The sequence below is a fragment of the Actinoplanes sp. NPDC020271 genome (assembly GCF_044388125.1).
GTDB lineage: Bacteria > Actinomycetota > Actinomycetes > Mycobacteriales > Micromonosporaceae > Actinoplanes.
This window is the reverse complement of sequence record NZ_JBIRWQ010000034.1, coordinates 81,703-106,306: the sequence shown is the minus strand read 5'-3', so window position 1 is coordinate 106,306 and position 24,604 is coordinate 81,703. Positions and strand designations below refer to the sequence as shown.

Genomic DNA, 24,604 nt, shown 5'->3' with positions numbered 1-24,604 from the left:
TAGGACCTTCGACAAGCCCTATTTTCCCTGATCAGAAGGCACTTCTGCGTTTCCGGCCCACTCCTTGGACAGCCCTTAACGAAGGGCCGAGGCTAGATTCCCTGCCGGTCGCGCGTGGTCAGACCGAGCTCGGCCGCGACCGGATTCCACAGAGTCAGGAATTGCGCTTTCGCCGTGCCCGCGACGTCCGATTCCCGGTCGCCGGCCGCCCGCTCGGTCTTCGACGACGACGTTTCCCGGCAGCCGTTTTCCTGCCTTTCCTCGGCCCATTTCACGTAATGCTGGTCGGCGACCAGCGAATGCGCCAGCGCACCGTCGAGCGCGTTCCGGATCGCCTCGCCGTTCGCGACGGCGGACAGCGCCAGAGCACTCAGGTCGGCCCGCTCCCCGGTACGCTCGTCCCCCACCGCCCGCAGCCGCCCGATCGCGCCGGTGACATCGGCGCACCGGGACACCGCGTCGTTCGCGTGGACCAGCTTGTCGCGGCTCGCCGCGCTCCGATCGAGAATGCGATCGACCGCGGCCGCCTGCGCCGCCGGGTCGCCGACCGGCGCCGCACTCGCCGGCACGGCCGAGGTCGGGTCCGGGGTCGCCGGCTCGGGGTAGGCGCTGGTCGCCTGCGTCACGGCCGATGCCGGGCCGGACCCGGCGCTCTGATCGCCGTCACGCCGGTCCGCCAGCATCAGGCCACCGGTCACCCCGATCAGCACGAGCGCCAGCACCCCGGCGCCGACCAGCAACGGACGGGCCAGCGAGCGCGGTTCCACCAGCCGATCCGGAAAGCCCGCCTCGGGATGAACGCTTTCCGCGACCGGGACCTGAGGCCGCGACGGCGGTTGCGGAGCAATCATCGCGGTCGGCGAATTCCGCAGTGCATAATCGCAGTTGTCGCAATACTCAAGCGACGGGTCATTGTCCATCCCGCAGACCTGACACTTCATTCCCGGAGCATAACGACATCGACGATGATCATAAAAGGAACAATGCGGGTCACCTTCGGTGGACGTTCAGACGGCAGCGGTCGGCCGGTCGGGCACGCCCGGAGCGCCAACCCGGGGTGGTACTACCTGTGGTGGTCAACGGAGCGACCCGGCGTCGTCATACGATCGGCGTGAACCACCGGACAAGGACGGAAACGGGTGACGATGGAGACGTTGGAGTTCCAGGCCGAGGCGCGCCAGCTGTTGCAGCTGATGGTCCACTCGATCTATTCGAACAAGGACATCTTCCTGCGTGAGCTGATCTCGAACGCGTCCGACGCGCTGGACAAGTTGCGCCTGGCCAAGCTTCAGGACGGGCTGGAGGCGGACACCTCCGACCTGCACATCGAGATCGAGGCGGACACCGAGGCGCGCACGCTGACCGTGCGGGACAACGGCATCGGCATGACCCGCGAGGAGGTCGTCGCGCTGATCGGCACGATCGCCAAGTCCGGGACGGCCGACCTGCTGGCCAAGCTCAAGGAGGCGTCCGAGAAGAAGGGCGAGGCCGAGCTGATCGGCCAGTTCGGTGTCGGCTTCTACTCGACGTTCATGGTCGCCGACAAGGTCACGCTGGTGACCCGCAAGGCCGGGACCGAGGGGCACGGCACGCGCTGGGAGTCCGCGGGCGAGGGCACGTACACGATCGACGACGAGCCCGACGCGCCGGTCGGCACCACAGTCACGCTGCAGCTGCGGCCGAAGGACGAGGAGGACGCGCTCTACGACTACGCCGACGAGTGGCGGATCAAGCAGATCGTCAAGCGGTACTCGGACTTCATCTCGTTCCCGATCCGGTTCGGCGACGAGACGCTGAACTCGCAGAAGGCGCTCTGGGCCCGCCCGCGCAGCGAGGTCACCGACGAGGAGTACCACGAGTTCTACAAGCACATCAGCCACGACTGGACCGACCCGCTCGAGATCATCAACATGAAGGCGGAGGGCACCTTCGAGTACGAGGCGCTGCTCTTCATCCCGTCGCGCGCCCCGCACGACCTGTTCCAGCGCGACGCCCGTCGTGGCCTGCAGCTCTACGTCAAGCGCGTCTTCATCATGGACGACAGCAAGGAGCTGATCCCGGACTACCTGCGCTTCGTCAAGGGTGTCGTCGACGCGGCCGACCTGTCGCTCAACATCTCCCGCGAGATCCTGCAGCAGGACCGGCACATCCAGATGATCCGCCGGCGCCTGGTCAAGAAGGTCCTGTCCACCATCAAGGACCTGATGAGCAGCAACCCGGAGAAGTACGCGACGTTCTGGCGCGAATTCGGCCGGGCCGTCAAGGAAGGCCTGCTCAGCGAGCCCGACAACCACAAGCCGATCCTGGAGATCGCGTCGTTCGCGACCACCGCGCAGGACGAGCCGACCACCCTGGCCGCCTATGTGGAGCGGATGAAGGAAGGCCAGGAGGAGATCTACTTCCTGACCGGTGAGTCGCGCTCGCAGGTGGTGAACTCGCCGCACATGGAGGCGTTCGCCGCCGAGGGCTACGAGGTGCTGATCCTCACCGACCCGGTCGACGAGATCTGGGTCGACGCCGTCCCCGACTTCGACGGCAAGAAACTGCGCTCGATCGCCCGCGGCTCGGTCGACCTGAAGAAGGACGAGGAGGAGAAGGAGCCCGAGGGTGACTTCGCTCCCCTGCTCGGCTTCCTCAAGGAGAAACTCGACGAGCAGGTCAAGGAGGTGCGCCTCTCGCACCGGCTCACCACCTCGGCGGCATGCCTGGTCAGCGACCAGGACGACATCACCCCGGCGCTGGAGAAGATGTACCGGGCGATGGGCCAGGAAGGGCCGCGGGTCAAGCGGATCCTCGAACTCAACCCGAACCACCCGCTGGTCGCGGGCCTGCGTTCGGCCCACGAGCGCGGCGCGGAGGACCCGGCACTGCCGGAGACCGCGGAGCTGCTCTACGGCACGGCGCTGCTCGCCGAGGGCGGTGACCTGGAGGACCCGGCGCGCTTCGCCAAACTCCTCGCCGACCGCCTGGCCCGCACGGTCTGACCCGATCATGAGGATCACCACCCTCTGAAGATCACCATCGGAACGCGGTCCCCCGGGGCCGCGTTCCGCCTTCCCGGGTCGCGGTTCGCCTCCGGCCGGGTCGGAGCCGAGGCCGGGTCGGAGCCGAGGCCGCGTCGCGGTTCGCCTCCGGCCGCGTCGGAGCCGAGGCCGCGTCGGAGCCGAGGCCGCGTCGGAGCCGAGGCCGCGTCGGAGCCGAGGCCGCGTCGCGGTTCGCCTCCGGCCGCGTCCGAGCCGGTCCCGGGCCGTGCTGAGATGGTGTCGTGACGGCGGGGAGGATCAAGCGAGCCTGGTTCTGGCTGTTGAAACACACGCTCAACCGGCTCGCAATCGTCGTGGTCCACCGCGGCTGGGGCCCGCTGTCGCTGATCAGGCACACCGGCCGCCGCACCGGGACCGCCTACGAGACCCCGCTGCTCCTGGCCCGGACCGGCTCCGGCTTCGTCGCCGAGCTCACCTACGGCCCGGATGTCGCCTGGCTGCGCAACGCCCTGGCCAGCGGCTGCACCGTCCTGCACCGCGGCATCGAACATCGGATCGACCGCATCGAGCCCTGCGGTACCGAAGACGGGTTGCGGGCGTTCGGCGGCCCGATCGCCACGGTTCTGCGCCTGGCTCGTCGCCGCGAATTCCGTCTCCTGCACATCGCCCGTCGGTGAAAGTGTCGGACCCGGCTGGTATCTCTTCCGGCATGGATACCGAGCACGCCGACCCCGCCGTCATCGCCGAGCTGCGGGAGGCTCTCTGCGCCGACGACAAGGGCGAGTCCGCTCTGGGCTGGCCCGCGGTGCGCACCTTCGAGGCCGAGCACGGCGTGACCCTGCCGGAGCCTTACCGGACGTTCGTCGCCGAGGTCTCCGACGGTTCGTTCGCCGGCCCGCCGGAATATGGTCTGGTCGCTCTCGCCGAGCTTCCGTCCGACTGGGGCGACGGCCGTCCCGAGCGGCTGCTGTCCCGCGCGTTCCCGCTGACCGGCGAGTGGCTGTGGGAGGGCGACGACGACCCGGACGAGGAGTTGATCGACCGCGCCTACAACGACGGCTCGGTCGTCCTCGGCACCGACGGCTGTGGGATGTATTGGCATCTCGTCGTCACCGGCCCCCACCGTGGCCAGATCTGGATGATCTCCGGCGAGGGCGCGCTGCCGTTCGGCGAGGAGTTCGGCCGGGGCGCCGGCGAGGCCGGTTTCACGGGCTGGGTCCGCCACTGGTCCGCGGGCGAGCCCTGGTTCGAGGGCTGACGACCGGCAGCCCGCCGGCTGCCGGTCGCCGCACGGCCCGGCAGCAGCAAGCCGGGGCCGGGCGACAGCCCGGCCCGCCGGGGCGGCAACCGCCGGTCAGCGACGCGGGACGAGACGGCGGGCAGCGACCGCGGAATGCCGACGGCGAGGCAGCGGGCGCGGGGCAGCGATGGCCGGGCAGCGGTCTCGGGGTGGTGACGGCGGGTGGCCGGGGCCTCTGGCGGCAGAGAGCGGCGGGATTTCGGGGTCTGACCGCGCCCAGCCACGGACGTCGCCCTGACGAGTTCGGGGAGTGAGCCGTCGGGCAAGCTTCTGGAGGGTTGGTAGCCGCTGGTCGGTGAGCACTTGGTCGCCCTGGACGTGGTCGACCGGGTGTCTGGTCCCGGCCTCTGTCGTCATCGCGGAACCCGCCCTGGCGGAAGCACTGTTTAGCGGATTCTGATATCGCATGTTTTCGACAGGGTCGGCTGGTTGCCGCCTGGTGAATTCAGCAGCCGGGGCCGGAGGCGCGCCCGCCGACGATCCGGTAGCGGGTGATGTCGCCGTCGACGTAGGGCCGCAGCTGCGCGATCGACGTGGGGTCGGTCTCGTTGACGGCGACGAACCCGACGATGGCCGTGTCCACGGTCCGGCAGGTCGCCTTGTCCGCCACTGCCTTCGCGTCGGCCGTGAGTTTGTCCGGGTTTAACGCTACGTAAGAACTGCCTGCGACACTCACTGTCACCGCGGCGGCCATAGCCATCTCAATCAAACGCACTCGAGCAGGCTAGCCATGATCACTGGCAGTAAGAGTAAGCCGTTCGGCCATGATCACCGGCACGGACAGCGACTGTGCCATTCCGGGGGAATGAATCCGGATGAGGCTTTACGGGACGGCTGCCGCTTTTATACCGTGATTACTCCGAGCAACGGTCTGATCACGCTGGAGGAACCCATGCGTCGTGCCGCTGTCGTTCTCGCCGTCCTCGTCGCCGGTCTCTGGATCGCCGCGCCGGCCCAGGCGTTCGCCCACAACAACGTTCACAACGTCTATTTCCACGCTGTCCTCGACGCGTTGACCCTGCTGGTCGTGTCGGCGCCGATCTGGACCGCGATGTTGTGGAGCGGTCGCCGCAAGTGGCTGATGGCCGCACTGATCGCGGTGGTGCAGATCCCGGTCGCGGTGATCGGATTCGTGCCGATCGTCAACCCGTACCTGCACCTCGCCCTGTTCCTGCTAGCCATCGGCCTGACCGCGGTCTCCCTGCGGACCGTCCGCAACCAGTCACGTGCGGCTGCCGTCGCCCCGCAGACGTCCCGCTAGCCACATTCCGCGCGCACCCATTCGCCCGTGGGCGCGCGCACGGCCAGGCCGATCACGGCCTGGCCGTTCTTCTCCAGACGCACCTGAGGACATCCGGCTTGCGCCGGGAACCAACCCCCCGATTGATTTCGTACGGCGTTGTGCCGGCAATGCTCCTCGTCGACATAGCCCCAGGCGAGCAGTAGCTCCGCGCCACCGATGGAGTAACGGCCGACGCTCGCGATCCGGTCGCCCTCGGGGCGCCGGAAGAACTCGGCGCGCAGCCCCGGCACTCTCGTCCCCTCGAAGGCCGCGTCCATCTCGGTCCGATGCGGCTCGAATTCCGACATTTCGGGTAAATCCATTCGGGGAGTCAACCACATCGGGCCCGGCCACCTCCGGGAGTCGGCGATCCCCGGTTTGTTCACATTGATCTCGTCATCCGTTGTGATCCGGTTTTAACCTGACTGTCGGTGAGCCCCGCCACAATGGCCTGGTGGTGACCGAGACGATGATGCCGGTCAACGGCATCCAGGTGTGCCTGGAAACCTTCGGTGAACGCACCGAACCGCCTCTCCTGCTGCTCGCCGGGGAGGCCAGCTCGATGGACTGGTGGGACGACGAGTTCTGCCGCCGGCTCGCCGCCGGTGGCCGGTTCGTCATCCGCTACGACCATCGCGACACCGGGCGCTCCAGCACGTTCCCGGCCGGCGCGGCGTACTCGGGTGTGGACCTGATGAACGACGCGCTCGGCGTCCTCGACGCGCTCGGCGTCCCAGCCGCGCACCTGGTCGGGCTGGCCCTGGGCGGCGCGCTCGCCCAGCGGATCGCCGTCGAACAGCCACATCGCGTCCTCACGCTCACCCTGATCGCCACCAGCGCCGGGCTCGGACCGGACGCGACCCCGGTCCTCGCCGGCGTGACCGCGGTCGCCGTCCGGACGCCACCGGCCACCGAGGTCCGCGTCCAGGCCGCCACCGACGAGGTCGACTGGACGAACCGGCGGGCCGCCGTCAGCGGCCTGATCGCGGAGATCCGGGCGCGGGGCGGCCCGTTCACCCCGGACGAACCGCAGCTGCGCCGGCTCGCCGAGCGCGTCTTCGACCGCTCCGGTGACCTCGGGGCGGGGCGGGCCAACCATCGGCGGGCCGGGTACGGGCCGCCGGTGCGGGACCGGCTGGCCGCGATCGAGGCGCCCACGGTGATCCTGCACGGGACGCTGGACCAGCGGTTCCCGGCCGAGCATCCGCGCGAGCTGGCGCGGGTGATCCCGGGGTCGCGGCTGGTGTGGCTGGAGGGGGTCGGTCACGAGGTACCGCCGCGGGCAGTGTGGAACCAGGTGCTGACCGAGATCCTCGGGAAGCCGGCGGATCCACTGAGCCCGGCGGCGTAACGGGCTCGGCTCGCTGTTCCCGGCTGGTGCTCACCGTGGTCATTCGGCGCTGATGACCGCGGTGAGCACCAGCCGGTCACCGCGAGCCGAACACTCCGGTGATCGGCTCGGGCACGGCCTATGCCCGGGCGCGCATGCCGGCCAGCAGGGCCAGGCCGGCCACGACCGAGCCCGCGCACGCGGCCAGGTAGCCGAAGATCAGGACCGGGCCGGCCGGGACGTCCAGGCCCGCCAGGACCAGAACGGCCAGGAAGGCGGCCGCGGCCGAGCCGGCGGTCAGGACCCAGCCGGCCGCTTTCTGGGCCGGGGTCCAGCGGGAGGAGCCGGTCGCGATCAGCATCCCGGCGGCCGGGCTGACCACCGGCATCAGGAACGTCCCGCCGATCAGCAGGGCGAGCGCCGCGGATTCCGCTCCGCCGCCGACGACGGCGACCCGGGGTTCCGGTGGCGGGGCCGGCGCGGGGGCGGGCAGGCGCAGGTGCACCGGGAGGTAGCCGCGGCGGGTGGCCGCGGCCAGCTGCGCCGGGGGCCCTAACCGGCTCAGCACCGGGCCGGGGTCGGCGCCGGGCTCGCGGCGGGCGGCCACGTAGTCGGTGACGGTGCGCATGAGTTCGTCGCGCAGGTCGGGCGGCAGGTCGTCGCTCGCCGCCCAGAGCTCGGCCAGATAGTCCAGCACCAGGGTGTCGCCGTGCGAGAGACCCGCGCCAGGCCCGGCGAGCGGCATGGCCGAGGTGGGCGCGGGCGCCGCGGTGAGCCGGGCCGTGGGTTCGGCCGGCGGGACGAGCGGGGCGGTCGGATCGGTCGGCGAGCCGGGTGTTCCGGTGAGCGGCGCGATGGGCATCTCGGGTCCCCCTTCACGAGTCTGCGATGCCGTTCAGCATCGACCCGGCCAGGTATCGCGCGCATCGGACCAGGGTTGTATTCCGTGGCGTCCGTATCAGACTTTCGGCCTATGGTCGGGGTATGCGCCTGGTTTCGCTGCTGCCGTCCGCGACTGAGATCGTCTATGCCCTGGGGCTCGGTGACGACCTGGTCGGGGTGACGTTCGAGTGTGACGAGCCGGCCGCCGCCCGTTCCGAGAAGACGGTGGTGGTCGGCGGTCGCGACACGCGGGAGATGACTCCCGGCGAGATCGACGACTACGTGCGTACGCAGATGGTGGCCGGCGGCGACCTCTACACGCTGCACGCCGACGCGCTGGCCGGCCTCGCTCCCGATCTGATCCTCACGCAGGATCTGTGCCGGGTGTGTGCGCTGCCGTCCGGCCATGTGGACGACGCGTTGTCCCATCTGGGCTGCCGGGCCGAGGTGCTGAGCCTGGACCCGCACACCCTGGCCGACGTGCTGGACACGTTCGTCGAGGTGGGGGCGGCCGTGGGCGTACGGGAAAGGGGTCTGGACCTGGTCGCGGAGGCGCAACGGCGGCTGGCCACGGTGCAGGAGTCGATAGCGGAACGGCCGCGACCGAAAGTGGCCATCGTGGAGTGGGTGGATCCGCCGTTCACGGGCGGGCACTGGGTTCCGGATCTGGTCGCCGCCGCCGGTGGTGAGGCGGTCGCGGCGCGGCCCGGGCGGCGGTCGGTGCAGGTGTCCTGGGCCGAGCTGGCCGCACCCAAGCCGGACGTCGTGCTGGTCACTCCGTGCGGGTATCACCTGGACGGTGCGGTGCGGCAGGCCGAGGCGGTGCTGCCGCACTTCCCGGGGGCGCAGGTGTGGGCGATCGACGGGGACGGGCTGGTGGTCCGCCCGGGGCCGCGGCTGATCGACGGGGTCGAGGCGATCGCGGCGATCCTGCACCCGGAGGTCGTGCCCGAAGCGCGTCCGGGAACGATCAGACGCGTCCGGTGACCAGCGTCATCGGGCGGGCGGACCAGCGGGTGCGCGCCGCCTCGCGGACCTGCGACGCCTTGTGGAGCCAGCGGATGTCGCGGCCGAAGGACCAGGTCAGCGAGCCGAGCGCGACGGCCAGTGTGGCGACGGCGACCCAGGCCGGCAGCAGTCCGGTGGCGACGACGGCGAGCAGCACGCCCTGCTGGGCGGCGACGACCTTGCGGGAGAACCGGGGCGGCAGCGCGGCGTTCAGCCAGGGCAGCGCCCAGGAGGCGGCGACGAACGCGTAGCGGAACGCGCCGATGGCGATCGCCCACCAGCCGTAGGACACCGCGGCGTAGAGGCTGAGCACCAGGATCAGGAACGCGTCGACCTCCATGTCGAAGCGCGCGCCGAGCTCGGAGGTCGTTCCGGTGCGCCGGGCCACCTGGCCGTCGACACCGTCCATGGCGAGCGCCACTGTGGCGATCGTCACCAGCAGCCAGACCGGGATCTCGTGTCCCAGGATCGAGCTGGTGACCAGGGCGGTCACACCACCGGTGAGGATCGCGCGACTGAAAGTGACCAGGTTCGCCCAGCCGAGGAACGTCATCCCGGCCCGGTCGAGGGCGGTGCCGAGCAGGCCGCAGAGGACCACGCCGTACGCGATCCCGGCGATCCCACCGCTCAGCGTGAGTCCCGCAGTCCCGGCCAGCAGCGCAATGAGCGCCAGCTGGGCCGCGAACCCGGCGAACGGGGCTCGGGACGGGGTCGTCGTGGCGGTAGTGATGGTCACCATGCCTCCTGGACTTAGGGTCTAACCGCGCTGTCCTCCACTCACACGCTTGTTGAGGACTTTCGGTTCAGAGGAGTTGGTACGTGTTCGACGAGAGGGCCTTTTGGGTCAGTTCCCCCGGATCGGGCGAGTTACGCCCCGAATCGGTGCCGGAGCCCGGTCCCGGCGAGGTGCTGGTGCGCACGCTGCACTCCGGGGTGAGCCGGGGCACGGAGACGCTGGTGTTCCAGGGGCGGGTGCCGGAGAACCAGTGGGCCTCGATGCGGGCGCCGTTCCAGGCGGGCGACTTCCCGGCGCCGGTGAAGTACGGCTACCTGAACGTCGGCGTGGTGGAACAGGGCGACCTGACGGGGAAGACGGTATTCGCCCTCTACCCGCACCAGACCCGATATGTCGTGCCGAAGGACAGCGTGACTGTCGTCCCCGACGGCGTTCCCGCGGCGCGAGCCGTCCTGACCGGCACGGTGGAAACCGCAGTCAACGCCGTCTGGGACGCGAACCCCCAGGTGGGTGACCGGATCACGGTCGTCGGCGCCGGCATGGTCGGCTCGTCGGTCGCCGCGATCCTGGCCGCCTTCCCCGCCGCCGACGTTCAGCTGGTCGATGCCGACCCCGCGAAGAAAGCCGTCGCCGAGGCGCTGAGGATCGACTTCGCCCGGCCCGAGGACGCGACGGAGGACCGCGACCTGGTCATCCACGCCAGCGCGAACCCGGCCGGCCTGGCCCGTTCCCTGGAGCTGCTCCGCACCGAGGGCACGGTCGTCGAGCTCAGCTGGTACGGCGATCGCCCCGTCCCGCTGCTGCTCGGCGAGAACTTCCACTCCCGGCGACTGACCATCCGCAGCAGCCAGGTGGGCGGCATCCTCCCGCAGCGCGGCCGGACCTACGCCGAGCGCCTGCGACTGGCACTGGAACTGCTGCGGGACGACCGTTTCGACGCGCTGCTCACCGGTCGTTCGCGCTTCGACGAGCTGCCCGGGATCATGCCCCGGCTCGCCGACGGCAGCCTCCCGGCGCTGTGCCATGTGATCGACTACCCGGACGGGAATTGATCTTTAAGGGCCGGGTAACCGTGGTAGCCAAGAAGATTCAGCGAGCCGAGGAGAAACCCTTGTTCAGCGTCACCGTCCGCGACCACATCATGATCGCGCACAGCTTCTCCGGCGAGGTCTTCGGACCGGCCCAGCGGCTGCACGGCGCCACGTTCCTGGTGGACGCCACCTTCCGCCGCCCGGAGCTGGACGATGACAACATCGTCGTCGACATCGGGCTCGCCAGTGAGCAGTTGAAGACCATCTGCGGCAGCCTGAGCTACCGCAACCTCGACGACGACCCGGAGTTCTCCGGGATCAACACGTCGACCGAGTTCCTGGCGAAGGTGATCGCGGACCGGCTCGCCGTCCGGATCGGCGCGGGTGAACTGGGCCCGGGCGCGGCCGGCCTGACCGGCATCCAGGTCACCCTGCACGAGTCGCACATCGCCTGGGCGAGCTACGAGCGAACGCTGCGGTGAGCTTCCCGCTCCACGTGGTGCTGCCGGAGGGTGTCGACGACCCGGCAGCACCCAGCGGCGGCAATCGCTACGACCGCGAGGTCCTCAACCACCTCACCCCCGATCTTCCGGTACGGGAGGTAGCCGCGCCCGGCGCGTGGCCCCGCCCCGCCGGGTCCGACCGTGATCACCTGTCCCGCGTTCTCGGCGGGTTCCCCGACGGCGCGACGGTGCTGCTCGACGGCCTGGTCGCCGCCGGAGTGCCGGAGGTCCTCGAGCCGCACGCCGGCCGGCTGCGCCTGATCGTCCTGGTGCACCTGCCGCTCAGCGACGAGACCGGACTGTCCGCGGCCGAGGCCGCTGAGCTGCGCGGTCTCGAACGCCGGACCCTGCACCTGGCCACGGGCGTGATCGCGACCAGCACGCAGGCCGCGGCCCACGTCGCGGCGATGCACGACCTCGCCGAGGTGCACGTCGCGCCGCCGGGGGTCGACCGGGCAACCCCCGCGGTTCCCTCGCCGACCGGGCAGCGGCTGCTCTGCGTGGCGTCGCTGACCCACCGGAAGGGGCAGGACGTGCTGCTGGACGCACTGACCCGGCTGACCGACCTGGACTGGGAGTGCACGTTCGCCGGCTCGGGCACGCCGTTGATCGCCGATAACCGGCGGATCCGATTCGCCGGGCCACTGGCCGGGGCAGAACTCGAAGCGGCCTACGCGAATGCGGATCTTTTCGTGCTGCCGTCGCGTGCCGAGACCTACGGGATGGTGATCACGGAGGCGCTCGCACACGCGCTGCCGGTCGTCGCGACCGAGGTCGGAGGCGTCCCCGAGGCGGTGGGGACGGTGGCTGACGGCGTACCGGGAAAGCTTGTGGCTCCTGAGGATCCTGAGGCGCTGGCAGCGACCCTGCGCGCCTGGCTGACCGACGCTGATCTGCGCCGCCGGTGGCGTGACCGAGCACTGGCCCGCCGCGAAACTCTGACCGGCTGGGACGAGACGGCCCGCCGGCTGACTGAGATCCTTGGAAAAATCGAGAAAGGAAGTCGATGACCGGAGAATTCAGCGCCGACTGGCTGGGCCTGCGCGAGCCCGCCGACGCCGACGCCCGCTCCCTGGAACTCGTCGGGCTGCTGCCGACCCCGACGAAGGTGATCCGGGACCTGGGCTGCGGCACCGGCTCGCTCGGGCGGTGGCTGGCGCCGAGGCTGCCGGTCCCCCAGCTCTGGATCCTCACCGACCGTGACCACGACCTGCTGGAGATCGCCGCCGACCGGATGCCGGACGGCGTCAACGTGGCGATCGACGAGCGGGACGTGACCGCGCTGACCCGGGACGACCTGGCCGGCGCCGACCTGGTCACCTGCTCGGCGCTGCTGGACCTGCTGACCGCGCCGCAGATCGACCGGCTGGTCGAGGTGTGCGCCCAGGCCCGGACGAACGCGCTGTTCACGCTCTCGGTGACCGGGGTGGTCCGGTTCACCCCGGAGGACCCGCGCGACGCCGAGGTGCAGGAGGCGTTCAACGCGCATCAGCGCCGCGACGCCAAGCTCGGGCCGGACGCCCCCGGCTACGCGGCGGCCGCGTTCGAGAAGGCCGGGGCACGCGTCATCGTCCGGGAGAGCGCGTGGCGACTCGGGTCACAGCGACCGGAACTGACCGCGCAGTGGTTACGCGGCTGGGTCGGTGCGGCGACCGATCAGCGCCCTGACCTGCAGTTCGATGACTATCTCGCGGCCCGGACGGCGAACCTTCCCGAGGTTTCCGTCGGGCACCAGGATGTTTTAGCGATCTTCGACTGAACCGAGGCGCGGCGGTCGGGCGTACTAGTCCCTGAGGGATCGACGAGGGGACAGGCAAAGTGAGCCGATCGTTCTGGGCATGGGCCCGCCTGCTGGGTGGCGCGGCCATCATCGCGCTGGTGCTGTGGCGACTCGGCACCGGCGCGTTCCTGGACGGGCTGCGGGTGCTCGACGGTGGCACCCTGGCGCTGGCCTTCGGGATCGGCGTGGTGACCACGGTGCTCAGCGCCTGGCGCTGGTGCCTGGTCGCCCGCGGCCTGGGTATGCGGCTGTCGCTGAAGGACGCGACCGCCGACTACTACCAGGCCCTGTTCCTCAACGCGGCACTGCCCGGCGGGGTCCTCGGCGACGTCGGGCGGGCCGTGTCGCACGGGCGCGAGGAAGGCGACGTGGGGCGCGGCGTCCGGGCCGTGGTGCTGGAACGCACGGCCGGGCAGATCGTGCTGGTCGTGGTGGGCGGGGCGGTGCTGATCTCCGTACCGTCGCCGGTCCTGACCTTGATCTCCGAGAACGGCAGGGCGATCGCCATGGTCGCGGCGGTGGCCGCGATGGCGGCGCTGCTGGTCCTGGGCATCGCTCGGCGGGTCCGGCAGAGCGGCTCGAAGCTGGCCGGCGCTGCCCGGACCGGTGCCGCCGAGATCCGCTCCGGGCTGCTGGCCCGGCGCAACTGGCCGGGCGTGCTGTTCGCCTCGGCGATGGTGCTGATCGGTCACCTGGCGACGTTCATCGTGGCGGCGCGGGTGGCCGGCAACGGCGCGTCGTTCCTGACCCTGGCCCCGATGCTGCTGCTGGCGCTGCTCGCGATGGGCATCCCGCTGAACGTGGGCGGCTGGGGACCGCGCGAGGGCGTGATGGCGTGGGCGTTCGGCGCGGCCGGGCTCAGCGCCGAGCAGGGGGTGACGATCGCGGTGGCGTACGGGATCTGCGCGTTCGTCGCGGCGGCCCCGGGCGCGATCGTGGTCGCGGTGCGCGCCGCGAAGAAGATGCGCCGCCCGGTCCTGACGCCCGTCGCCGTTCAGGCCGAGCAGCCCGACTTCCGGGTGCGGGTCACCGCGCCGGTCTCCCCCGCGGTGGTCGTGAACTCGGCCGCGCCGATCCCGGTGCCGATCCGGCGGACCGCGGTGCGGCGACCGGCGTACAGCTCGAGCGGGGCCACCGCTTGAGCCACGAGGTGCCTGTCGAGCCTCAACCAGCGGCGCATTGTGCCCGTCGAGGTCGAGAGGCCGGGAAACGACGAGCGAAGGGTGGTCGTTCTCGCGCCTCTCGGCCTCGGCCGCTGGGGGCACCATGCCGCCGAGCGGAGGCGAGGCAGTCAGACACAGCGGTCGGAGAGGGCGTAGCGGAGCAGGACCACGTCGCCGATCTGGCGGACCTCGGCCAGCGTGGCGCGGTTCTTCGGGCCGGCCGGGAACGTGCCGTCGTGCACGAACCGCGGCGCCCGCGAGTCACCGACGAAGAACGGCGCGACGACCAGCTGCAACTCGTCCGCCAGATCCCGGGTGAGGAACTGGGTGTGCATGGTGCCACCGCCCTCGACCATCAGCCGCCGCACGCCGCGCGCGGCCAGGTCGGCCGAGACCAGGTGCACGTCGACCGGGTCGCCGCCGTCGACGACCGTGGCCACCGCGCCGAGCTGCTCGCGGGCCTGCGCGACCGCCGGGGTGGCGCAGTAGACGAGCTTGTCCGACTCGCCGGCGGTGAAGAACGACGCCGTCGGGTCCAGGTCGCCGCGGCTGGTGACGGTCACCTTCACCGGGTTGGCCGGCTCACCGCGAGCCACCCGGGCCGCGCGGCGCCGCTCCGAGCGGACCAGCAGGCGAGGATTGTCCTGGCGGATCGTCGCCGCGCCGACCAGGATGGCGTCGCAGGTCGCGCGCACCTCGTCGACCCGGTCGAAATCCGCGTCATTGGAGAGGAGCAGACGCTCCTCGGTGGTGTCGTCGAGATAACCGTCGATCGACATCCCACAACTCAACAAGGTGTACGGACGCTCAGCCATCGTGCGTCCACGATAATCCGCGGTGTGCGGCAGCCGATCTCCGGGCACAGCTTCTGCCCGGCGGAGTCGATTTCTGCCACCGGAGTCACAATGGGGAGGACCGATGTTGAAGGCCACCGTCCGACGGCAGGTGACCGTGCCGCTGCGGTTTTCCGACGGTTACGTCACGACCGCGCAGGTGATGACGTTCGACGGCCTGACCGACGAGCGTGAGCACCTCCTGCTCGGCCTGGGCGACTGGCGGCGGGCGCTGACCAAGTCGGCCGCCGGTGGGCGGGCGCCGCTCGTCCGGCCGCACAGCGAGTGCCTGACCGGCGACGTCTTCGGCAGCCAGCGCTGCGACTGCGGGCCGCAGTTGCGCGAGGCCGCCGAGCGGATCACCGAGCAGGGCGGCTTCCTGCTCTACCTGCGTCAGGAGGGCCGGGGCATCGGCCTTTACGCCAAGCTCGACGCGTACGCGCTGCAGGACGACGGGCTGGACACGTACGAGGCGAACGTGGCGCTGGGCCGCGGCGAGGACGAGCGCGACTACAGCGCGGCGGCGCAGATGCTGCTCGCGGTCGGCGCCGACCGGATCCGGCTGCTGAGCAACAACCCGGACAAGGCGATCCAGCTCGACAAGCTCGGCATCGAAGTGACGCAGCAGATCCCGACCGGTGTGCACGTTTCCGCGGCCAATGTCCGCTATCTGCGGGCCAAGGCGTCGCACACCTCACACACGATCGAGCTGCCCCTGGCCGAGTGACGCCTGGTTCCCGAACGCCCGGTTTCCGGCACGATGTCTGCGTGGACATTCCGGAAGCGGGCGATCTGGACGCCCTGGTGACCGCGGTCGATCAACTGCCGTTCATCGTCATCCTCTTCGAGGGGCCGGAGCTGCTGACGGTCGGCGCGAACGCGGCCACCCGGGCCGTGCTCCCCGGCCGGGAGGTGATCGGCCGCCCGTGCCGGGAAGTGCTCGGCGACCTGGCCGGCCAGCAGTTCCTCGACGTGTTCCACGAGGTCTACCGCACCGGCGAGACCGTCGCCGGGCGGCAGTGGCGGGTGCACCTGGACCAGCCCGACGGTTCGGTGCACGAGATCTTCGTGACCTTCACGATCATGCCGTGGCGCCGGCCCGACGGGTCGCTGCGCGGCGTGATCGGCGCCGCCTTCGAGGTCACCGACATGGTCCGGACCAGGCAGGCGGCCGAGGCCGACGCGGCCCAGCTGCGCCGCCGCTACGAGCAGACCCGGGACGTGATCACCGAGCTGCAGCGGGAACTGCTCCCGACCGGCCTGCCCGTGCTGCCCGGCCTCCAGGTGGCCGGGAGTTACCTGCTCGCCGACGCCGACACCGCGGCCGGCGGGGACTGGTTCGACGCGGTGACCCGGCCCGACGGGCGGGTCACCCTGGTCGTCGGCGACGTCGTCGGGCACGGCATCACCGCCTCCGGCGTGATGGGCCAGCTCCGCGCGGTGCTCCAGGAACGCCTCGACTCGGGCTCGGCCCCGGCTGACGCGCTCGCCGCCGTGGACCGGTTCGCGACGCGGGTGCGGGCCGCGCACGCGACGACCGTGTGCCTGGCCGACCTCGACCCGGCGAACGGGGAGTTGACGTACTGCACGGCCGGGCATCCGCCACCGCTCGTGGTGCACGCCGACGGGACCACGCGGTTCCTGCCGGTGACCGGGGCGGGGCCGCTGGGGACCGGGAGCGCGTTCGCCGCGCGGCACGACCGGTTGGAGCCCGGTGACCTGCTACTTCTGTACAGCGACGGGATCCTGGAACGGCCGCTCGCCGGGTCGGCCGCGGACGAACTGGCCCGGGTCGCCGCGGACGCGGCCGCGGGACGGGCACTGCACGATCCCTCGTCGACCCCGGCCGAACGGGTCTGCGCGCAGACCATCGAACTGCTGGTGCGGGCCGGCGGGCATGCCGACGACATCACGCTGCTCGCGGCGCAACGGGTTGCCGACGTACCGGAAATGGTCCTCGATCTTCCGCCTGACCCGGCGGTGCTGCGTGGCGCCCGTGTCCGGCTGGCCTCCTGGCTGCACACCGCCGGTGCCGGTGACCACGACGTCTTCGCGATCCAGCACGCCCTGGGCGAGCTGGCGACCAACGCCATCGAGCACTCCTCGACCCAGGACCCGATTTCCGTACGCGTCGTGCTCACGCCCTCCGGCCGGGTCGAGGCCACCGTCACCGATCACGGCGGGTGGCGCACACCGGAGCGGCAGCCGGTCCGTGGTCGTGGCCTGGCGCTCACCGGTCAGCTGGTGGAAAGCCTGCGGGTGGAACCGGGCGCGAACGGGACCGTGGCGACGATCCGGCAGCCACTGAGCCGGCCGGCGCGACTGCTGGCCAGCTTCGACGACGCCCCGGTGGCCCCGCCGGACCGGCCCGACATGACGATCGCGGAACTGCCCGGCGACCACGAGGCCCGGGTCGCGGTCTCCGGGCCGGTGGACGCCACCACCGCCCAGCCGATGCTGCTGGAACTGCTGCGCCGCAGCCGGGGCGGTACCGTGCCGATGACGGTCGACCTGACCGGCGTCACCCATCTGGCCAGCGCCGGGGTGTCCGCGCTCTACCAGATCGGTGAGCAGCACCACGAGCAGAAGGCGGCCCTGATGCTGATCGCGTCCCCCGGTAGCCCCGCACGGCAGATCCTCGACCTGGTCGGGCTGCCTGTCACCCCTTAGGCCGTCCACAGGGCTGGGCAGGCGACCGGTTCTCCTCACTACTATCGCGGGGTGACTTCCGCTCCCCCGATCCCAGTGTCCGACGCCGTCGACGCGCTCAACCGCGTCTTCGGCTACCCGGAGTTCCGCGGTCAGCAGCGCGAGATCGTCGAGCACGTCATCGGCGGCGGCGACGCGCTCGTGCTGATGCCGACCGGCGGCGGCAAGTCGCTGTGCTATCAGATCCCGGCCCTGGTCCGCCCCGGCACCGGCGTGGTGATCTCCCCGCTGATCGCCCTCATGCAGGACCAGGTGGACGCGCTGCGCACCCTCGGCGTCCGGGCCGGCTTCCTCAACTCGACGCAGGACTTCGAGGAGCGGCGGCTGGTCGAGGCCGAGTTCGCCGGCGGCGAGCTCGACCTGCTCTACGTCGCGCCCGAAGGCCTCGGCACGCCCGCGGTCCAGCGGCTGCTCGACCGGGGCACGATCTCGCTGTTCGCCATCGACGAGGCGCACTGCGTGTCGCAGTGGGGCCACGACTTCCGGCCGGACTACCTGGCCCTGTCGATGCTGCACGAGCGCTGGCCCGACGTGCCGCGCATCGCGCTGACCGCCACCGCGACCACCGCCACCCGCGGCGAGATCGCGAGCCGGCTGCAGCTCGACGACGCGCGGCACTTCACCGCCAGCTTCGACCGGCCCAACATCCAATACCGGATCGTGCCGAAGAACGACCCGAAGAAGCAGCTGCTCGACCTGCTGCGCACCGAACATCCCGGCGACGCCGGCATCGTCTACTGCCTGTCCCGCGCGTCGGTCGAGAAACACGCGGAATACCTGACGGCGAACGGGATCCCCGCGTTGCCGTACCACGCCGGGCTCGACGCGCGGACCCGCGCGCGGAACCAGGCCCGCTTCCTCCGTGAGGAAGGGCTGGTCATGGTCGCGACGATCGCGTTCGGGATGGGGATCGACAAACCCGACGTCCGGTTCGTGGCCCACCTCGACCTGCCCAAATCGGTGGAGGGGTACTACCAGGAGACGGGCCGCGCCGGGCGGGACGGGCTGCCGTCGACGGCCTGGTTGTCGTACGGGCTGCAGGACGTCGTCCAGCTGCGCAAGATGATCGACAACTCGGAGGGTGACCTCAACTTCCGGCGCAACGCCAACCGGCACCTCGACGCGATGCTCGCCCTGTGCGAGACGGTGTCGTGCCGGCGGGGGCAGCTCCTGGCCTATTTCGATCAGGCCGCGTCCGCCGAGACCTGCGGGAACTGTGACACCTGCCTGACCCCGCCGGAATCCTGGGACGGGACCGTGCCCGCGCAGAAACTGCTGTCCACGGTCTTCCGCTTGCAGAAGGAGCGGAACCAGAAGTTCGGCGCCGGGCAGTCCATCGACATCCTGCTCGGCAAACGCACCGACAAGGTGTCCCAGTTCCGCCACGACCAGCTGACCGTTTTCGGCATCGGTGCCGACCTGCGCGAGGCGGAATGGCGCGGGGTGGTCCGGCAACTGCTCGCCGGGGGTTACCTGGCGGTCGAGGGTGAGTACGGGACGCTGGTCCTCACCGAGCGCAGCGGCTCCGTGCTGCGCGGCGAGGTGACGCTGATGATGCGGCGGGAGACGGCCCAGCGGCGCTCCTCGTCACGGTCCTCCGGCTCGTCCGGCGCTGGCTCTCCGAAGACGGCGGCCGTCGACGCGGCGGACTTCCCGGCGTCGGCGGAACCGCTGTTCGAGCGGTTGCGGGCGTGGCGGGCGGCGATCGCCAAGGCCCAGGCCATCCCGCCCTACGTGATCTTCCACGACAAGACGCTGCGGGCGATCGCCACGTTGGAGCCGTCGTCGCTGGACCAGCTCGGCACGGTCAGCGGCGTCGGCCAGAGCAAGCTCACCAAGTTCGGCGAAGACGTCCTGGCCGTGGTCCGAGGCGAAGATCCCGCCGCCGCCGACCCGGACACCCGCGACCCGGACACCCCCGATCTGGTCGACCTCGTCGAGCCCACCGACTTCTACGACGAGTAGCCGCCCGCGAGCCCGCCCGGGGTTGCGCTCAGCCCGCGACGCACGCCGGCCGGCCGGCGCTCAGGGGTGCTTCGGGGCCACCGAAACAGCACTGAGCGCCGGCCGTCCGGGGTGCCGCACGGCAGCAGAAACAGCACTGAGCGCCGGCCGTTGCCGGGCGGCCGGCGCTCAGGGATGGAAACGGCCGGGTCGGGGCGGGGATCAGAAGGAGTTCTTGTACTTGGCGATGGCCTGGCCGAGGGTTTCGTCGGGATGGCCGCTGCACTCGTAGGTGATGGCCGGGAGGGCGAGCGGGCTGCCGATGCCGCGGACGCCCAGTTCGACGCCGACCTTGCGCATCGCGGTGAGTTCCTGCTCCTGTCCGGCATCGAGGAACTTCGAGCAGCTGGAGTCCTTGTCCAAGGTCAGACTGTCGGTGATCTTGCCGAGGACGGCCCGGCCGACGAAGAAGATCGCGACGAGGGCCACGATCACGACGGCGAGGATCGCGATCGGGCCGCCGAGGCTGGTCTTGCTGTTGTGGCTGTTCCGGTTCTGCGTGTTGTGACTGCCCGTGGTGTTGTGGCTGTCGATCGCGTTGTCGCGGCCGGCGACCGGGCCGTTCGCCGAGATGTTGCTCAGGTCGGTCTGGTTGGTCGAGTTGTCCTCCACGGTGCGTACTGCTCCTTCGATCTGGGCCGCCAGGGCCGGGTTGGCGTGCAGGGCCGCGGCGAGCATCGGTTCGACCGCGGCCGGGTTCGACGGGTGACGGGCGTAGGCCGCCCACAGCGGCTCCGCACCGATCTCGGCGAAGGCCTTCTCGATCAGCTGCTGGAGGACGTCGGCCGCGATCTCGGCCGGCGAGCCGGGCAGCGTGAGTGGCAGGTAGGGCGTGAGGGCCGCGAGGGCCGCGGCCGCCAGGTCGTTCACGTGGACCACCACTTCCAGGAGATCCGGTTCGGCGAAGGCCACCGTAGGAGCCGCGGGGCGGCCGGCGCCGCTGTCGTGAACGTTTCCGGACAACCTCGGACGGGGTCTGAACAGGACTCATGTCCGAGGTTGTCCGGAGAAAGCGGCGGCGGGTCCACGGCCGCCGCGGTCGCCCTACGCTCACGGGCACGGGGACGCCCCGCCGCACGACTCGATGGCGGCAAAGCCGTGCGGCGGGTGCCCGGACCGGCTTGACCGCCCGATGACTCGTGCACAGTGGCGGGGGCGGAGCTTCGGTCGTACCCCCGCATCGGGTTCTGGTCGAATGTCCGGACAGGACGATGAGGGGTGCTCCCCCGTTGGAGCGATGCCCGTGCATGGATTTGCCCCCTAGGGTCGGGTCACCTTCTCTGGCGGCAAGGGGGCCGGCACATGGTGGATCGCGTCGAGATCGGACCGGAGCAGGTGGAGACCCGCGAGGATCTCGGTGCCGCGCTGACCACGTTGCGGCAGCGTGCCGGGCTGACCGTGCGGGCGCTGGCCGTCCGGTCGAAGGTGCCGGCCGCCACGGTCGGCGGCTACGTCAAGGCCACGCATCTGCCCGGGCCGGCGCAGCTCGACCAGTTCCGCGCGTTGCTCCTCGCGTGCGGCGTCCCCCGCGGCGGGCTGAAGGCCTGGGAGGACGCGCTGCTCCGGGTCCGGTCCCGGACGGACGGGCGGCAGGGGCGGCGCGGGGTGGACGGGCCGCCGTACCGCGGGTTGCGGCCGTTCGGGCCGGAGGACGCCGGGCTCTTCTTCGGACGCGAACAGTTCGTCGGCGCGGTCCTCGACCGGCTCGCCGAACTCCGCGCCGACGGCCCTGACCTGCGGCTGCTCTTCCTCGTCGGCGCGTCCGGCTCGGGCAAGTCGTCGCTGCTGCGGGCCGGGGTGGTGCCGGCCGTGCTCGACGCCGAGCGGTGCCCGGTGGCGGTCATGGTGCCGGGCGCGGACCCGGTCGGTGCCCTCGGCCGGGCCCTGGCCGGGCTGACCGGACCCCGGCTGCTGATCGTGGACCAGTTCGAGGAGCTCTACACCGTCGCCGCCGCGCAGGCCTCCGAGTTCGTCGCCGCGCTGACCGCGCTCGGCCCGGAGACGCTGATCCTGGCCGGGATCCGGGCCGACTTCTTCGCCGACGCGGCCACCGACCCGGTGCTCGTCCCGGCCCTGCAGTCCTGGCAGATGGTGGTGCCGCCGCTGACCGAGAGCCAGTTGCGCTCGGCGATCGTCGACCCGGCCGCGGCCTGCGGACTGCCGGTCGACGAAGCGCTGGTCGAGGTGGCGCTGGCCGACGTGCGCCCCGCCCGCAACGCGTTGCCGCTGCTCTCGCACGCGCTGCTGGCCGCCTGGGAACGACGCGACCGGGGACGGCTGACGCTGCGGCACTACCGGGAGGCCGGTGGGCTCGGGGGCGCGGTGCAGAAGAGCGCCGAACTGGCGTACGCCGATCTGAGCGTCCCCGAGCAGGAACTCGCCCGCCGCCTGTTCCTCCGGCTGGTCACCGTCGACGAGGACGTGATCACCACGAAGCGCCGGATCACCCTGGACGAACTGCCGGCCGGGCGGGACGCGATGGCCCCGGTGATCGAGCGGTTCGTCGCCCGGCGGCTGATCACCGCGCACGAGCAGCACCTGGGGATCAGCCACGACGCGTTGCTCACCGCGTGGCCCCGGCTCGCCGAGTGGATCACCGCGGACGCCGCCGGGCTGCTGGTGCACCGGCGCCTGACCCGGGCCGTCGAGGACTGGCGCGACGACGGGCAGAGCCTGCTGCGCGGGAACCTGCTGGTCCAGGTGGCCGAGTGGGCCCGTGACCCGGACCACCGCGCCGCCATGAACGACGCCGAACGCGACCTGCTGGACCGCAGCGTGGCCACCCGCGACCTCGAACACCGCGACGCCCGCCGCCGGGTCCGGGTGCTGCGCCGGCTCGTCGCCGCGCTGATGGCGCTCGTGCTGGTGGCGATCGGGTTGACCGGGTACGCGTTCGAGGCCAGCTCGATCGCCGCCGACCAGCGGAAAGCGGCCGACCAGGCGCGCGACGAGGCGCTGTCCCGGCAGGTGGCGATCGAGTCGGCGCGGGCCCGGGACGTCGACCCGGCGCTCGCCGAGCAGCTGGCGCTGGCCGCGTACCGGATCTCGCCGACCGTCGACGCGCGGTCGGCGCTGCTCGACGCGACCGCGGCCGGGGTCGTGCACCGGCTCGTCGGCACGTCCGGGCCGACCGTGCTGCGCGTCGACCCGGGCGGGACGATCATGGCGGTGAGCAGTGCCGGGGACGGCAGCGTGGGGCTGTACCGGTACGCGGGCGACCGGCCCGGGACCCGACTCGGGGTGGTGCCCGCCGAGGTCACCGGGAAGGTGGTGTTCGCGCTGGCGTTCAGCCCGGACGGGCGGACGCTCGCGGTCGGCGGCGAGGACGGGCGGGTGCGGCTCTGGGACGTACGGGACCCGGCCCGGCCCGTGACACTCGGGGAGGCGCCGGGCGGTTTCGGGCAGGCCGTCGAGTCGCTGGCCTTCGACCCGGGCGGGACCCGGCTGGTCGCCGGGGGTGGTGAGCCGTCGCTGCGGGCGTGGCGGGCCACGGACTGGCGTACGCCGGTTCCGGTGCCGATCAGCGGTGGGCGGGACGTGGTGCAGGCGGTCGCGTACAGCCCGGACGGTCAGTCGCTGGCCGTGGCCGGGGCGACCGGATCGGTGCAGATCCGGGCGGCCGGGCGGCTCGACGCGGCACCGGCCACGATCCCGCTCAGCGGTGCCGCGGTGACCTCGATCGCGTGGTCGCCGGGGAGCGATGGGTTGCTGGCCGGGGCCAAGGACGGCACGGCCACCATCGTGGACACCACGACCCGGGGCGTGCGCAGGCGGCTGGAGACCGGGTTCAGTTCGTGGGTGAACGCGGCCGCCTACCAGCCGGGCGGGCAGCTCGTGGCGGTGGGCGGGTCGAACAATACGCTCGCCGTCTTCGAGGCGGACAGCGGGGAGCGGCTCGACACCATCGCCAGCGCGGCGCAGATCACCTCGATCGGCTACTCCCCCGACGGCGCGGTGCTGCACGTGGCCGCGGCCGACGGGGTGGTCCGGGGTTTCCCGGCCCGGCGGCGGCTGATCAACGCGGGGGCGGGGGCGCTCTTCGGGCTGGGCGTGGACCGGGCCGGGACGCGGCTCGCGGTCGCCTCGTCCGGACCGGCCGGGCACGTGCAGCTCTGGTCCGTCGCCGGGCCGGCGCGACTGCCCTGGAGTGCCAACCCGGCCGGCTTCGGGCCGTCGGCGGGCTCGGTGGCGATCTCGCCCGACGGGCAGTCCGTGGTCACCGCGAACCGGGGCGGGACCGTTCTGCTGAACGGGCGGACCGAGCTGACCGGGGCGACCGAGCTGGTGGAATCGCTGCAGTTCAGCGCGGACGGGACGATGGTCGCGGCCGCGGGCGACGACAACCGGGTGCACCTGTGGGACGTGTCGCGGCCGGACGCGCCGCGCACGCTCGCCGCGCTGGACGCGGGCGGGCTGAGCGCGAACGTGGCGTTCAGCCCCGACGGTCACTACCTGGCGGCGGCCGGCGTGGACCGGCTCGTGCACCTCTGGGACATCCGTGACCCGGCCGCGCCCGAAGTACTGCCGCCGGTCGGCGGGTTCGGCAACTATGCCTGGTCGGTGGCCTTCTCGCCGGATTCGCGAACCCTGGCCGCGGGTGGCGCGGACGACACCATCCGGATGTGGGACCTGGCTGCAGGGGCGCCGCCGCGGGCCTTCGGCAAGCCGCTGACCGGGCCGACGCACTACGTGTTCAGCCTGGCGTTCCGGCCCTACGGGAAGGAGCTGGCGGCCTCCGGCGGGGACGGATCGGTGTGGACGTGGCGGCTCGGGACCGGGGTGGCGTCGCCGGCCACCGGCACGTTGCACGCGGCCGACCCGGGCGGGAAGACATACGCCATCGCCTACCTCCCGGACGGGGCGACGCTCGCGGCGACCGGCTCGTCCGGGACGGTGACCTTCTGGGACACCGACGAGGGCCGGGTGATCGCCGCCCTGTGCGCGGGTGGTGGTGACGCGATGACCGCGGTGGAGTGGGCACAGTACGTCCCCGGCGCCGCCTACCGGAAGACGTGCCCCTGAACGCGGCCGGACCCCGGGCAGGCCTGCGCGACGCCTG

General features: G+C 71.6%; 22 protein-coding genes. 15 read left to right on the top strand and 7 right to left on the bottom strand.

Translation table 11 applies throughout. The features are described 5' to 3' along the window. Positions 1–92: 92 nt before the first annotated feature. Positions 93–767, bottom strand: coding sequence for a hypothetical protein (locus ACH442_RS42750; RefSeq protein WP_396343882.1), 675 nt, complete (start codon positions 765–767; stop codon positions 93–95). A 372-nt stretch (positions 768–1,139) separates the two neighbouring features. On the opposite strand from ACH442_RS42750, the gene htpG reads away from it, so the two are divergent. From htpG to ACH442_RS42735, 3 genes are all read left to right on the top strand, one after another. Next, entirely contained in the window at positions 1,140–2,984 is a 1,845-nt protein-coding gene (htpG, locus tag ACH442_RS42745; protein ID WP_396343881.1) for a molecular chaperone HtpG, read from the top strand. A gap of 281 nt (positions 2,985–3,265) precedes the next feature. After that, complete coding sequence (locus ACH442_RS42740; protein WP_396343880.1) at positions 3,266–3,661, top strand: nitroreductase family deazaflavin-dependent oxidoreductase; 396 nt, start codon at positions 3,266–3,268, stop codon at positions 3,659–3,661. A gap of 32 nt (positions 3,662–3,693) precedes the next feature. Next, positions 3,694–4,242, top strand: coding sequence for an SMI1/KNR4 family protein (locus ACH442_RS42735; RefSeq protein ID WP_396343879.1), 549 nt, complete (start codon positions 3,694–3,696; stop codon positions 4,240–4,242). A 487-nt stretch (positions 4,243–4,729) separates the two neighbouring features. Here ACH442_RS42735 and ACH442_RS42730 read toward each other — a convergent pair whose 3' ends face one another. Beyond that, positions 4,730–4,999 (bottom strand): hypothetical protein, encoded by a 270-nt coding sequence (locus ACH442_RS42730; protein ID WP_396343878.1) that lies wholly within the window; start codon positions 4,997–4,999, stop codon positions 4,730–4,732. Between the two features lie 177 nt (positions 5,000–5,176). Between ACH442_RS42730 and ACH442_RS42725 the strand changes: the two genes are divergently transcribed. Then, complete coding sequence (locus ACH442_RS42725; RefSeq protein ID WP_396343877.1) at positions 5,177–5,545, top strand: hypothetical protein; 369 nt, start codon at positions 5,177–5,179, stop codon at positions 5,543–5,545. Here ACH442_RS42725 and ACH442_RS42720 read toward each other — a convergent pair. Next, on the bottom strand, positions 5,542–5,874 hold the full coding sequence (locus tag ACH442_RS42720; protein ID WP_396343876.1) for a hypothetical protein: 333 nt from the start codon (positions 5,872–5,874) through the stop codon (positions 5,542–5,544). The genes ACH442_RS42725 and ACH442_RS42720 overlap by 4 nt on opposite strands. Before the next feature lie 146 nt (positions 5,875–6,020). Here ACH442_RS42720 and ACH442_RS42715 point away from each other — a divergent pair, with 146 nt between their 5' ends. After that, positions 6,021–6,917, top strand: a complete 897-nt coding sequence (locus ACH442_RS42715) for an alpha/beta fold hydrolase (RefSeq protein WP_396343875.1) — start codon at positions 6,021–6,023, stop codon at positions 6,915–6,917. 118 nt (positions 6,918–7,035) lie between these two features. On the opposite strand, the gene ACH442_RS42710 is transcribed toward ACH442_RS42715, so the two are convergent. Further along, positions 7,036–7,758 carry an HAAS signaling domain-containing protein gene (locus ACH442_RS42710; RefSeq protein WP_396343874.1) on the bottom strand — a complete coding sequence of 241 codons (723 nt, stop codon included), beginning with the start codon at positions 7,756–7,758 and terminating at the stop codon, positions 7,036–7,038. A 122-nt stretch (positions 7,759–7,880) separates the two neighbouring features. Here ACH442_RS42710 and ACH442_RS42705 point away from each other — a divergent pair, with 122 nt between their 5' ends. Continuing rightward, positions 7,881–8,765, top strand: coding sequence for an ABC transporter substrate-binding protein (locus ACH442_RS42705; protein WP_396343873.1), 885 nt, complete (start codon positions 7,881–7,883; stop codon positions 8,763–8,765). Here ACH442_RS42705 and ACH442_RS42700 read toward each other — a convergent pair. Then, positions 8,749–9,525 carry a CDP-alcohol phosphatidyltransferase family protein gene (locus tag ACH442_RS42700; protein WP_396343872.1) on the bottom strand — a complete coding sequence of 259 codons (777 nt, stop codon included), beginning with the start codon at positions 9,523–9,525 and terminating at the stop codon, positions 8,749–8,751. The genes ACH442_RS42705 and ACH442_RS42700 overlap by 17 nt on opposite strands. An 80-nt stretch (positions 9,526–9,605) precedes the next feature. On the opposite strand from ACH442_RS42700, the gene ACH442_RS42695 reads away from it, so the two are divergent. From ACH442_RS42695 to ACH442_RS42675, 5 genes are read left to right on the top strand one after another with little or no spacing between them, the layout of a single operon-like run. Next, a complete protein-coding gene (locus tag ACH442_RS42695; RefSeq protein ID WP_396343871.1) occupies positions 9,606–10,574 on the top strand; it encodes a zinc-binding alcohol dehydrogenase in 969 nt (322 codons plus the stop codon). A gap of 59 nt (positions 10,575–10,633) precedes the next feature. Then, the gene (locus tag ACH442_RS42690) at positions 10,634–11,035 is read left to right on the top strand and encodes a 6-pyruvoyl trahydropterin synthase family protein (RefSeq protein WP_396343870.1); all 402 of its coding nucleotides are present in this window, start codon (positions 10,634–10,636) and stop codon (positions 11,033–11,035) included. Then, on the top strand, positions 11,032–12,066 hold the full coding sequence (locus tag ACH442_RS42685; RefSeq protein WP_396343869.1) for a glycosyltransferase family 4 protein: 1,035 nt from the start codon (positions 11,032–11,034) through the stop codon (positions 12,064–12,066). The genes ACH442_RS42690 and ACH442_RS42685 overlap by 4 nt, the downstream gene beginning before the upstream one ends. After that, positions 12,063–12,815 (top strand): class I SAM-dependent methyltransferase, encoded by a 753-nt coding sequence (locus ACH442_RS42680; protein WP_396343868.1) that lies wholly within the window; start codon positions 12,063–12,065, stop codon positions 12,813–12,815. The genes ACH442_RS42685 and ACH442_RS42680 overlap by 4 nt, the downstream gene beginning before the upstream one ends. A 59-nt stretch (positions 12,816–12,874) precedes the next feature. Next, positions 12,875–13,978 (top strand): lysylphosphatidylglycerol synthase transmembrane domain-containing protein, encoded by a 1,104-nt coding sequence (locus ACH442_RS42675; RefSeq protein ID WP_396343867.1) that lies wholly within the window; start codon positions 12,875–12,877, stop codon positions 13,976–13,978. Between the two features lie 149 nt (positions 13,979–14,127). Here ACH442_RS42675 and ACH442_RS42670 read toward each other — a convergent pair whose 3' ends face one another. After that, positions 14,128–14,814, bottom strand: a complete 687-nt coding sequence (locus ACH442_RS42670; RefSeq protein ID WP_396343866.1) for a RibD family protein — start codon at positions 14,812–14,814, stop codon at positions 14,128–14,130. Between the two features lie 103 nt (positions 14,815–14,917). On the opposite strand from ACH442_RS42670, the gene ribA reads away from it, so the two are divergent. From ribA to recQ, 3 genes are read left to right on the top strand one after another with little or no spacing between them, the layout of a single operon-like run. Further along, positions 14,918–15,559 carry a GTP cyclohydrolase II gene (ribA, locus tag ACH442_RS42665; protein ID WP_396343865.1) on the top strand — a complete coding sequence of 214 codons (642 nt, stop codon included), beginning with the start codon at positions 14,918–14,920 and terminating at the stop codon, positions 15,557–15,559. Positions 15,560–15,600: 41 nt separating this feature from the next. Continuing rightward, entirely contained in the window at positions 15,601–17,502 is a 1,902-nt protein-coding gene (locus ACH442_RS42660; protein ID WP_396343864.1) for a SpoIIE family protein phosphatase, read from the top strand. Between the two features lie 51 nt (positions 17,503–17,553). Continuing rightward, positions 17,554–19,506, top strand: coding sequence for a DNA helicase RecQ (recQ, locus tag ACH442_RS42655; protein ID WP_396343863.1), 1,953 nt, complete (start codon positions 17,554–17,556; stop codon positions 19,504–19,506). Between the two features lie 201 nt (positions 19,507–19,707). On the opposite strand, the gene ACH442_RS42650 is transcribed toward recQ, so the two are convergent. Beyond that, a complete protein-coding gene (locus tag ACH442_RS42650; RefSeq protein WP_396343862.1) occupies positions 19,708–20,415 on the bottom strand; it encodes a hypothetical protein in 708 nt (235 codons plus the stop codon). Positions 20,416–20,847: 432 nt separating this feature from the next. On the opposite strand from ACH442_RS42650, the gene ACH442_RS42645 reads away from it, so the two are divergent. Then, on the top strand, positions 20,848–24,567 hold the full coding sequence (locus ACH442_RS42645) for a helix-turn-helix domain-containing protein (RefSeq protein WP_396343861.1): 3,720 nt from the start codon (positions 20,848–20,850) through the stop codon (positions 24,565–24,567). The last annotated feature ends 37 nt before the right edge of the window (positions 24,568–24,604 follow it).

Bases quoted from the DNA above. Each gene is read 5' to 3' on its own strand.
- ACH442_RS42735 (WP_396343879.1), top strand. From the start codon at position 3,694: ATGGATACCGAGCACGCCGACCCCGCCGTCATCGCCGAGCTGCGGGAG.
- ACH442_RS42725 (WP_396343877.1), top strand. From the start codon at position 5,177: ATGCGTCGTGCCGCTGTCGTTCTCGCCGTCCTCGTCGCCGGTCTCTGG.
- ACH442_RS42720 (WP_396343876.1), bottom strand. From the start codon at position 5,874: ATGTCGGAATTCGAGCCGCATCGGACCGAGATGGACGCGGCCTTCGAG.
- ACH442_RS42710 (WP_396343874.1), bottom strand. From the start codon at position 7,758: ATGCCCATCGCGCCGCTCACCGGAACACCCGGCTCGCCGACCGATCCG.
- ACH442_RS42705 (WP_396343873.1), top strand. From the start codon at position 7,881: ATGCGCCTGGTTTCGCTGCTGCCGTCCGCGACTGAGATCGTCTATGCC.
- ACH442_RS42700 (WP_396343872.1), bottom strand. From the start codon at position 9,525: ATGGTGACCATCACTACCGCCACGACGACCCCGTCCCGAGCCCCGTTC.
- ACH442_RS42680 (WP_396343868.1), top strand. From the start codon at position 12,063: ATGACCGGAGAATTCAGCGCCGACTGGCTGGGCCTGCGCGAGCCCGCC.
- ACH442_RS42670 (WP_396343866.1), bottom strand. From the start codon at position 14,814: ATGGCTGAGCGTCCGTACACCTTGTTGAGTTGTGGGATGTCGATCGAC.
- ribA (WP_396343865.1), top strand. From the start codon at position 14,918: ATGTTGAAGGCCACCGTCCGACGGCAGGTGACCGTGCCGCTGCGGTTT.
- ACH442_RS42645 (WP_396343861.1), top strand. From the start codon at position 20,848: ATGGTGGATCGCGTCGAGATCGGACCGGAGCAGGTGGAGACCCGCGAG.